This window comes from Mycobacterium sp. SMC-18, from assembly GCF_045310895.1.
Classification (GTDB): Bacteria; Actinomycetota; Actinomycetes; order Mycobacteriales; family Mycobacteriaceae; genus Mycobacterium.
This window is the reverse complement of sequence record NZ_JBJIAL010000078.1, coordinates 1-9,331: the sequence shown is the minus strand read 5'-3', so window position 1 is coordinate 9,331 and position 9,331 is coordinate 1. Positions and strand designations below refer to the sequence as shown.

The window sequence follows — 9,331 nt, the reverse complement described above, 5'->3', positions numbered from 1 at the left end:
CGGGTTCGGGAAGCGGCCCGGGAAAACGGAACAGCCCCAACGGTTGTCACCGCGTCCCGGGCCGACTTTCACCGACCGCCAACACAAGAAATAGTCGACTTCATCGACGCCAATCGTGGGGATTTCGGGGTCGAGCCCATCATCACTGTCTTGCGCACCGCAGGCGTGACGGTGGCCTCGAGCGCCTACTACGACGCCAAAGGTCGGCACCCGTCGGCACGTGCTCAGCGCGATGCCGTGCTGGGGCCGGCGCTGGCGAGCTCTGGACAGACAACTACTTGTGTCTACGGCGTACACAAGCTGTGGAAAGCAGCCCGCAGGGACGGTCACGATATCGGCCGCGACCAGGTCACCCGGTTGATGCGAGCGGCGGGGATCTGCGGAGCGCGGCGCGGCAAACGGGTCCGCACCACTAAACCCGACCCGACGGCGGCGCGACACCCGGATCTGGTCAAGCGCAAGTTCACCGCCACCGCGCCGAACCAGCTCTGGGTGACGGATCTGACGTTCGTGCCTACCTGGGCCGGGGTCGCATATATGTGTGCTTCATCGTCGATGCGTACTCGCGGATGATCGTGGGTTGGCGGGTCGCTAGGCACATGCGAACCTCGATGGTGCTCGACGCACTGGAGATGGCGCGGTGGTCACGCGGAAATATGCTGCCGGACTTGGTATGTCACTCCGATGCCGGGTCTCAAGGCGGATTCACCTCGATTCGCTATAGTGAACGGCTCGCTGAAATCGGAGCGGCGCCCTCGATCGGCACCGTAGGCGATAGTTTCGATAATGCTCTGGCCGAGACGGTCAATGGCTACTACAAGGCCGAGCTGATCTACGGACCCGCCCGCACCGGGCCGTGGAAGGCAGTCGAGGACGTCGAGCTGGCGACCCCGGGCTGGGTATACTGGCACAACAGCAGCCGCCTACACAGCTACCTCGGCGACATCCCACCCACCGAATACGAAGATGCGTTCTACGATGCACAACGGACCGACCAACTCCTGGTCGGAATCCAATAGCTCGAGCCTCCTGCAGACCCAGGGCGTTTCAGCCAGACGATCAAGTTGTTCTTAGCGTTCAACGCTGAGCTTGTGAGGTTTACCTGCCGGCAAGTTGCGGTCCCGGCGAGATTGGTGTGCCGCGTCGCGACGTTCTTTCCCGAGCTCGAGCACGGCCAGGCTAGCCATGATGGCGGCTACAGCCCCGCCGGTCGGGGTGTTGGTGTCGATGCCTTCGCGTTTGGCGCGCAACAGGATTCGGCTCTCACTGCATTGGCAATAGTCCGGGTGACTTCGGCAACATTGCGGCCAAGTCAGTCGATCGTGACGACGACTGTGTCGCTGTCAGGGGCGTTGTCCAGGAGAGCCGCCAGGCCGGGGCGGGCGGTGTTGGCCACCCCGGAGAGTTTGTCGGTGTAGGTCTGCTCGTCGTCAACGCCGGCAGCGGCAAGCGCACGCAGTTGCGCGTCGGGATCCTGACCGGTGGTGCCGACGCGGGCATACCCCAAGATCGCTGCCACGCCCAGCGCTATCTCATTAGCCACCGGCGGCTGGGATTTGAGACACGCGGTGTGAGACGAGAAATGCGACGCCGCGAGCTGGATCGACGAGCGGGGGAGGGGGTCCGTGGAGCTGTCTCGTTTCTGGAAAAGAGATACCGGCCCGCTAGGGGTGCTCAGATGCCCGGCGGCCACGTGCCCCGGGGTAGGTCGTCATGCGATGGCCGCTGCGGGCTGTTGGGGGCTTGCTGCCGGGTTATTGGCGAGCATGCCGAGGACGTCTTGCCATACTTGGTAGCTGATCGCGATGTCCAGATGGCCGCCTGCGAATCCCGGATCTTGTTTTTGTAGAACGATGTTGGTGACGTTGGGCCCGCTGAGCGCTTGCTGTGTGTAGGGGGTGACTACCCAATCATTGGTGGTGGCGATGGTGTCGTAAATGACTCCGGGCCGGGTGTCACCGTTGCTGTAGGCTTTTTGTACTAGCGACGAACCCACCGCCTGCTCTAGCCAGGCCGCGCCGCCCTGTGCCACTAGGCCCTTAAACAAGGTGCCTAAAACAGGGATGGACAGCAGGCTGGTCAGCCCGTCCAGATTGGTGCCGTGGTTGCTCGGGGCGATGCCGATGAACTGTGAGACTTTGGCGGCGCCGCCGAGGTTGTTGAGGTAGTACTCGGGCAGGATTCCGCCGCCTTGTGAATGGCCGATCAGGATGACCTTGGAGGCGCCGGTCTGTGCAAGCACCGTGTTGACCTCGGTGGAGAGCTGTTCGGCGGATTGCTTGATGTCGGCAGTGGACTGGATCGGAAAGTTGGGATTGCTGGTGTTGTTGCCGTAGTTGAAGGTGTAGACCTTGTAGCCCGCATCAGCGAGTGCGGGTGCCCCGACGCTCCAGTCGTAGTTCTGATTCGCCGCGGTGGCGTTGATGAAGATGACCGGCAACGGATGTTCGGCGGTGACGGTGATGGATGGATTGTTGGCTCCCGGCGGCGTCACCCCCGGTGTCAGGTAGCCCAGCAGGTTGTATACGCCGTAGTCGACCGCGAACGGCCCGCTGCTGGTGGCATTCAGTGGTGTGTCGGTGAGCGCTTTACTGACGTCGCCGGCCACGGTCGCCACTGTGTTGAGCGCCTTGTATGGCAGTCCCCACAGCAGGTCGGGACCGATCGTGTAGGCGCCCAGCACTGCGATGTTGTTGACCAGTGACGCCGCCATCGTGCCGAGGTCGAACCCCAACCCGACCATCTGCCGGGTGAACTGGGTGACCTGACCGACATCGTGGGCCAGCGCCGAGCTTAGGTGGGCGGCGGTCCCGACTAGCGCCGCGGCCACGGTATTGACCGCCGAGTTGACCAGGTAACCGGGGGACGACTGCGTCCCTACGGTGGACTTGCGTTGCAGCTCCTCGCCCAGAACTGCCAGCGTTACGCCGTCTAGAGCAGTCGGTGCCGATGGCGTGGCTGGAGCGTTGGGCGAACTCGCGGTAGTTGTCGCGCCGCTGGCGGTTAGGGCCGATGTTTTGGCAGCCTTCACGGTTTTGGTCGTGACAGTTTGAGCGGTACTTGCGGCGTTCTTGACCGCAGGCTTGAGGGCCGCTGGGGTGGCGACGGCCGAGACCGACGCGGCGAGCACATGGCTCGGAATCGCCGTCGCGGTCGCCGCGGCGGTGTCGTGCGGAGTCGATGTTGTCGCTGGCGGCGGATCAGCCTTTCCGGTCGCCGCGGCGGTGACCGGATGGGTTTCACCGTGGTGTGCTGGTCCTACCTGAGGCACCGGCGTTCTCGATGTCGGTCCTTCGCTCGAATGACCCGACCCTGAGTTTCGGGATGTGCCCAGGCAATCCCCGAAGACGTCGCCAGTGCCGCATACAGAGTCATCGCCAATGCGCACAACAGTGACCAGCGGAACTTCCGGGGATGATCTTCCAACACCGCGGTATGAAGAACCTTCGTTTCACTAGCGAATCCAGAAACCACAGCGGACGGCTCATTATGAGCGCACCGCTGCCTATCCAGGTGCGAAACGGTGTTTCTGGGATTCGCGCGGTTGGGAAGCGGCTGAAGGCACCCCAGAACCGCGACTGAATCGCGAATCCTCACCCAGTCGAACACCCCACAGCAGGTTTGCGCCAAAGGCCACCCCTAACTGGTACAGGGTGTCACACATCACGTACCGGCCCCTGGGCAAACCGGGTATCAATAGCTTGTGGGCGTGGTAGCGCGAATTCTTCAGACTCGTGGAGCGGCGCACGCCAGCGACACCTTCGGGACTTGGCGCGACCCGAAGCGCTACCTGTGGCTGTTAGGTCCGGTAACCCCGGGCATGGTCGGCCTGTCCTGGGTGCTGGTAAAGCTTACCGGCCTGTCCCTGTTCTGGTGGACCGGAATAGCTCTGACCTTTGTGATCGTGCCCGTTTTGGACCACCTCGTCGGGCCCGACCCGCATCAGGCCTCCGACGACACACTATCTCGGATCGAGGGTGCTCTCTTCTACCGGCTGACCACCTATCTACTCCTGCCCGCCCAATATCTGTCGGTGATCTTCGCGTGCTGGCTGTGGGCCGGCGGCGGCTGGGTCACCATGACACTCGCCGACAAGATCGGCTTGACGGCGTCGGTTGGCACCGTCGGCGGCATCGCCATCAACGCAGCGCACGAACTCGGCCACAAACGCGGCCTGTCCGAGCGCCGGCTGAGCAAGATCGCACTCGCCCAAACCTGCTACGGCCACTTCTACGTCGAGCACAACCGCGGCCACCATGTGCGGGTCGCCACACCCGAAGATCCGGCCAGCTCGCGCGTGGGCGAAAACCTGTACGCCTTCATAGCTCGGTCGATCATCGGTGGCTTGCGCTCGGCATGGCAATTGGAACGTACGCGGATGCGCCGCCTGCACAAATCCACCTGGTCACTGCACAACGAGGTACTCAACGCCTGGCTGATGAGCATCGTTCTGTATGTCGCCCTGGGGCTGTGGTTCGGGACCACCGTGCTGCCCTGGCTGATCGGCCAGGCCGCTATCGGCGTCTTTTTGCTGGAAACAATCAACTATCTGGAGCACTACGGCCTGCGCCGCCAGAAACTACCCAGCGGCCGCTACGAACACGTGCGCGCCACCCACAGCTGGAACAGCAACACCAGAATCGCCAACATCTTCCTGTTCCACCTGCAACGGCACTCCGATCACCATGCCAACCCGACGCGCCGCTACCAGGCCCTGTGCCACGCCGACGAAGCCCCTCAGCTACCCAGCGGCTACGGCACCATGCTGTTGATGGCGATGTGCCCGCCACTGTGGCGTCGAGTGATGGACCCACGGGTGCTCACCCACTACGCCGGCGATGTAAGCCTGGCCAACATACTGCCCGGATACGATCCGCGCCTGCACAAGCGCTACCCGCACCTCGCTGCCTACACCGTTCACTCAAGAAACAGCCGGTCTAAGCAGCGCGGGGCGGGGTGTATGGATCGACTTCGCTGCGGCCAGCGTGACCACGCCCTCTGCCACCGCGGTGCCCTCACGCGCGAACAGAAACCGTGAAACGTCCACCCCTTCGAACTTAAGCGATTCGGGGCGATGATGACTCTCGATACGAGATGCCTACGCTGAGCGGCGCGCAACTAGGGTTGTCGACGGGATGCGATACCTGATCGACCATCCACACGAAACCACCCCTCGCCTGAAGCGGGCCAATCGAATTGCCCGATGACGCACACCAGTGCAATAGTTATGCCTATTGATGTTGTTCTCGATGCCGTGCCACAGTCATAAGGACCGAAAATTATCTGGTACAGCAAACGAAATATTCTGGATGACAATTGCAGAAATCTACATTTATCGACCAAATGGGGACTATCTCGTTAACGGTGTTTCCGGCGGTTTCCATCAGTAGGTTTCGGCTGCCGGGAATCGGTCGCCGAACGTGATTGCAAACGCATTGAGCGCTGGCTTCCACCGCATCATCCATCGTGCCCTGCCCACCCCGGTGGGTTCCAGGGAACGCGTCACCAGATACAGTCACCTGAGCGCGGCCTGCTCAGTCGGAAAGTGCCCGCGGTGTCGACGGCATCTGAAATTTGACCCCCTGGCGGCATCTGAAATTTGACCCCCTGGGTTGGTGGTGGTGATTATTCCTCGGTGGTGGTGGCCACGGTAGGTGGGCGGCCGAGGTCGCGGTTTTTGAGTCGGTAGCTGTCTCCTTTGAGGGTGATGACTTCGGCGTGGTGCACGAGGCGGTCGATCATCGCTGCGGCGACGACGTCGTCGCCGAAGACTTCGCCCCAGCGGCCAAAGGCCTTGTTGGAGGTGACGATCAGGCTGGCGCGTTCGTAGCGCGAGGACACCAGCTGGAAGAACAGGTTGGCGGCCTCGGGTTCGAATGGGATGTAGCCGACTTCGTCGATGACGATGAGGGGGTAGCGGCCCATTCGGGTCAGTTCGTGCTGGATGCGGCCGCTTTGGTGGGCTTCGGCCAGTCGGGCTACCCATTCGGCGGCGGTGGCGAACAGGACCCGATGACCGGCTTGGCAGGCACGGATGGCCAGTCCGGTCGCCAGATGGGTTTTGCCGGTGCCCGGTGTGCCCAGGAACACGACGTTGTCTCGCGCGGTCACGAAGTCCAAGGTGCCCAGGTGAGCGATGGTGTCGCGTTTGAGTCCGCGTGCGTGTTCGAAATCGAACTCTTCCAACGCTTCGATTCAGGGGTCTAGTGCAACAGCTCCTATCTGGGGGGTTGTTGCATGCGTCCTGGCCCTCTGCCTTCGGTAGTGCGCCTGTTCTGGTCTCATGTCAGTTCTGAGCTGTCGATCGATGCGGCTGCGGTCGCTGCCGGCGTGTCGCCGGGCACTGGATGGCAGTGGTTTGTCAACGCTGGCGGGGTGAAACCCAAGATCGATTCGGCGCCAAGGAAGTACACCCGGCTGACTTTCGCCGAGCGTGAGCAGATCGGGCTGGCGGTCGCGGCGCAGGAACCGATCCGTTGCATCGCCAAGCGACTAGGACGGGCGCCCTCGACGATCAGCCGGGAGATCAAACGCAACAGCTCTGATGGCCGCAACAAGTACCGGCCGCAGTTCCGTTTCGGTGCCCCGTGGCGGGGCGGACCGTTGCGACGCCCGCACTATTTCCCCAGCGCCGCCCAGGGCCGCGCCCAGCGCAAGGCCCGGCGACCGCATCCGCGCAAGCTGGCTACCAGCGCTCGTCTGCATACCCAGGTGCAGACTTGGCTCAAAGATTTCCTCAGCCCCGAGCAGATCGCCCGGCAGCTGGTGGTTGAGTTTCCCGACGATCTGGAGATGCGGGTGTCCCACGAGACGATCTACCAGTCGATCTACGTGCAGGGCAAAGGCAATCTGCGTCGGGAACTGCACACCTGCCTGCGCACTGGGCGAGCGTTGCGTCACCCACGCCGCCGGGCCGGGGAACGCCGCGGACGCATCCCCGGAATTATCAACATCAGTGAGCGTCCCGCCGAGGCCCTCGACCGGGCTGTGGCCGGGCACTGGGAAGGCGACCTGATCCTGGGCAGCACCGAATCAGGGTCAGCGATCGGGACGCTGGTCGAGCGGTCCACGCGGTACGCGGTGCTGCTGCATCTGCCCGAGAACCACACCGCTGAGGCGGTACAGAACGCCATCGTGGCCAAGATGCCCCGGCTGCCGGCGATGCTGCGTCAAACCTTGACTTGGGATCAGGGCAAGGAGATGGCCAACCACGCCCAGATCACCGAAGCGATCGATCTGGACATTTACTTCTGCGACCCGCACTCGCCTTGGCAGCGCGGCACCAACGAAAACACCAACGGTCTTCTGCGCCAGTGGTTCCCCAAGGGCAGCGATCTATCGATATTTCCTGAGGACTATCTGGACCACGTCGCCGCCAAACTCAACAACCGGCCACGCAAACCCCTGGACTGGAAAACACCCGCCCAACGCCTCGACGAACTACTGTCCGACCCGTCCGATCCACCCGCTGTTGCACTAGGACCTTGAATCCACCACGATTTTCGTGCCGGAAACCGGGCCGATCGGATGTGTCCTTCGCCGCCGTGGGCTTCGCGAGCGGACACTTCCCGTTGTAGGCACGCGGCCAGGTATTCTTCGTGGCTCCAGTTCTCCGCGCGAGCCCGCTCGGCGAGCCTTTCGGTGGCATCGCGCAACGTCGGTGCCTTCAATGCCCTTGTCAGGTAGGCGATTTCAGCGCGGACATCACGGCCGGCTGGGCTGGTTTTCGCGGTCGCCATCAGGCCACCCCGCCATCGAGGTCCACACCGAACGCGGTGTCGTAATCGGTCAGCGATCGGGTCACGACTTGCGGTTCAGCCACGGCGTGTTTGGCTGCTATTCGCCTGCGCCGCAGTACTTTCGCCGCCTCAACGTGCGCCGGGTCCGACAGGGTCTGATGCGTTGCCCAGATACGTTCATGCTCGGCGACCAGTTCCCCGTCGCAGAACGCGTGGACTCGATCCAGATCCGCCCGCACCAGCACCCGCCGTCCGACGGCCCCGGGATGCACCGAGTAATCATTGCCGTCCAGACGCACATAGTGATCGCGCGGCAGGCGCAACGAGGCACACCAGTTTGCGGACCAGGGCGGTGCTTGACGACGGTGAGTGGGTGATCAACGGATCGAAGATTTGGACCTCCGCCGGTCATCTCGCAAACTGGATTTTCGTCTTGTGTCGGACGGACGTGGACGCCTCCAAACACAGGGGGATCTCCTTCCTCCTCGTACCGATGAATCAGCCGGGCGTCGAGGTTCGGCCCATCAAGAACATGGTCGGTCAGACGATGTTCAATGAAGTATTCTTCACTGACGCTCGGACCTCGGCGGGCAACATTGTGGGGGAGCTCAACGGCGGATGGTCGGTGGCGATGACCCTGCTCGGTTTCGAGCGCGGAACCAGCGTCACCACCGACGCAATCCGATTTCAAGCCGACGTCACTCGGCTCATTGACCTGGCGCGAGAGCGAGGCAAGACGAGCGACCCGCACATCCGTGAACAACTCGCGTGGGCCTGCAGCCGCGTCGAGATCATGCGCTGTCGTGGCTACCAAGCGTTGTCGCGCTTCTTGAAGGGTGAGTATCCCGGAGCCGAGGCGGCGATGACGAAGATAATCTGGAGTGAGTTCTTCCAACGTGAAACCGAACTTGCAATGGAGATACTCGGGTCGGACGTGCTCACGCCGTCTGGCACGGGAACAAATGGAGCCTTGATAACGGCGGACCTCGGTACGCCGAACGCGTCGCTCGCGTGGGTTGAGTCTGCGCTCGCCGCAAGGGCCGCAACGATTTACGCGGGTAGCTCTCAAGTGCAGCGAAATATTGTTGGGGAGAAGCTGCTCGGTTTGCCCAAGGAGCCACGACTTGACTCTGGTCCGTTCCGCACCTTGGTCGGCGCCCGAGAAGGATAGGTGTTTGCATTGCGTGCGTGAGCGGTTATCGTGCGCAGTGCTCTGATACCGGGCGGTTTCGCGGTCACAACCGTCGCTTCTTCTGCATGAGACGTGGAGAACCTCTCCATGGCCGCGTTGTCGCCAGCTGTCCCGACGCGGTCCATCGATCCGACCGTGACGTGTCGATGCAGATTGTGAACGAATTTCCTTGACCTGAACTGAGATCCGCGATCGGGATACAGAATGCAGCCTCCGACGTCACCGCGTCGGGAGTCGATCGAGTAGCCGATGATCCGGTTGGAGAACACGTCCTTGATTGCGCACAGGCATAGTGTGAGGTTGCCCCCGGATGGGAGCAATGATCTGAACCATCCCGCGTTTGATGCGCACCTCCTTCCTTGGGAAGGTGCATGTCATGCCGAGCAAGTACGACCCGGAG

At 62.4% G+C, this 9,331-nt stretch carries 3 protein-coding genes and 8 pseudogenes; 4 read left to right on the top strand and 7 right to left on the bottom strand.

What is annotated here, in order from left to right:
* Nucleotides 1–1,019: pseudogene (locus tag ACJH6J_RS29470) on the top strand (IS3 family transposase); the annotation flags it as partial.
* Between the two features lie 54 nt (nucleotides 1,020–1,073).
* Here the strand turns inward: ACJH6J_RS29470 and ACJH6J_RS29465 are convergent.
* Both ACJH6J_RS29465 and ACJH6J_RS29460 read right to left on the bottom strand, forming a co-directional pair.
* Nucleotides 1,074–1,519, bottom strand: a pseudogene (locus ACJH6J_RS29465) (recombinase family protein); the annotation flags it as partial.
* Nucleotides 1,520–1,711: 192 nt separating this feature from the next.
* Nucleotides 1,712–3,271, bottom strand: a complete 1,560-nt coding sequence (locus ACJH6J_RS29460; RefSeq protein ID WP_346415427.1) for an alpha/beta fold hydrolase — start codon at nucleotides 3,269–3,271, stop codon at nucleotides 1,712–1,714.
* Between the two features lie 549 nt (nucleotides 3,272–3,820).
* On the opposite strand from ACJH6J_RS29460, the gene ACJH6J_RS29455 reads away from it, so the two are divergent.
* Nucleotides 3,821–5,038, top strand: a complete 1,218-nt coding sequence (locus tag ACJH6J_RS29455) for an alkane 1-monooxygenase (RefSeq protein WP_406776330.1) — start codon at nucleotides 3,821–3,823, stop codon at nucleotides 5,036–5,038.
* 345 nt (nucleotides 5,039–5,383) lie between these two features.
* Here ACJH6J_RS29455 and ACJH6J_RS29450 read toward each other — a convergent pair.
* Together ACJH6J_RS29450 and istB are read right to left on the bottom strand one after the other, a co-directional pair.
* A pseudogene (locus tag ACJH6J_RS29450) lies at nucleotides 5,384–5,635 on the bottom strand (IS256 family transposase); the annotation flags it as partial.
* A pseudogene (gene istB, locus ACJH6J_RS29445) lies at nucleotides 5,626–6,192 on the bottom strand (IS21-like element helper ATPase IstB); the annotation flags it as partial. The pseudogenes istB and ACJH6J_RS29450, both read right to left, overlap by 10 nt.
* A gap of 45 nt (nucleotides 6,193–6,237) precedes the next feature.
* Here istB and ACJH6J_RS29440 point away from each other — a divergent pair.
* The gene (locus ACJH6J_RS29440) at nucleotides 6,238–7,488 is read left to right on the top strand and encodes an IS30 family transposase (protein ID WP_318986928.1); all 1,251 of its coding nucleotides are present in this window, start codon (nucleotides 6,238–6,240) and stop codon (nucleotides 7,486–7,488) included.
* An 8-nt stretch (nucleotides 7,489–7,496) separates the two neighbouring features.
* On the opposite strand, the pseudogene ACJH6J_RS29435 reads toward ACJH6J_RS29440, so the two are convergent.
* Nucleotides 7,497–7,739, bottom strand: a pseudogene (locus ACJH6J_RS29435) (IS21-like element ISAau2 family helper ATPase IstB); the annotation flags it as partial.
* Nucleotides 7,739–8,083: pseudogene (locus tag ACJH6J_RS29430) on the bottom strand (Mu transposase domain-containing protein); the annotation flags it as partial. The pseudogenes ACJH6J_RS29435 and ACJH6J_RS29430, both read right to left, overlap by 1 nt.
* Here ACJH6J_RS29430 and ACJH6J_RS29425 point away from each other — a divergent pair.
* A pseudogene (locus tag ACJH6J_RS29425) lies at nucleotides 8,029–8,910 on the top strand (acyl-CoA dehydrogenase family protein); the annotation flags it as partial. The pseudogenes ACJH6J_RS29430 and ACJH6J_RS29425 sit on opposite strands and share 55 nt — an antisense overlap.
* Nucleotides 8,911–9,008: 98 nt before the next feature.
* On the opposite strand, the pseudogene ACJH6J_RS29420 reads toward ACJH6J_RS29425, so the two are convergent.
* Nucleotides 9,009–9,224: pseudogene (locus tag ACJH6J_RS29420) on the bottom strand (IS3 family transposase); the annotation flags it as partial.
* Between the last annotated feature and the right edge of the window lie 107 nt (nucleotides 9,225–9,331).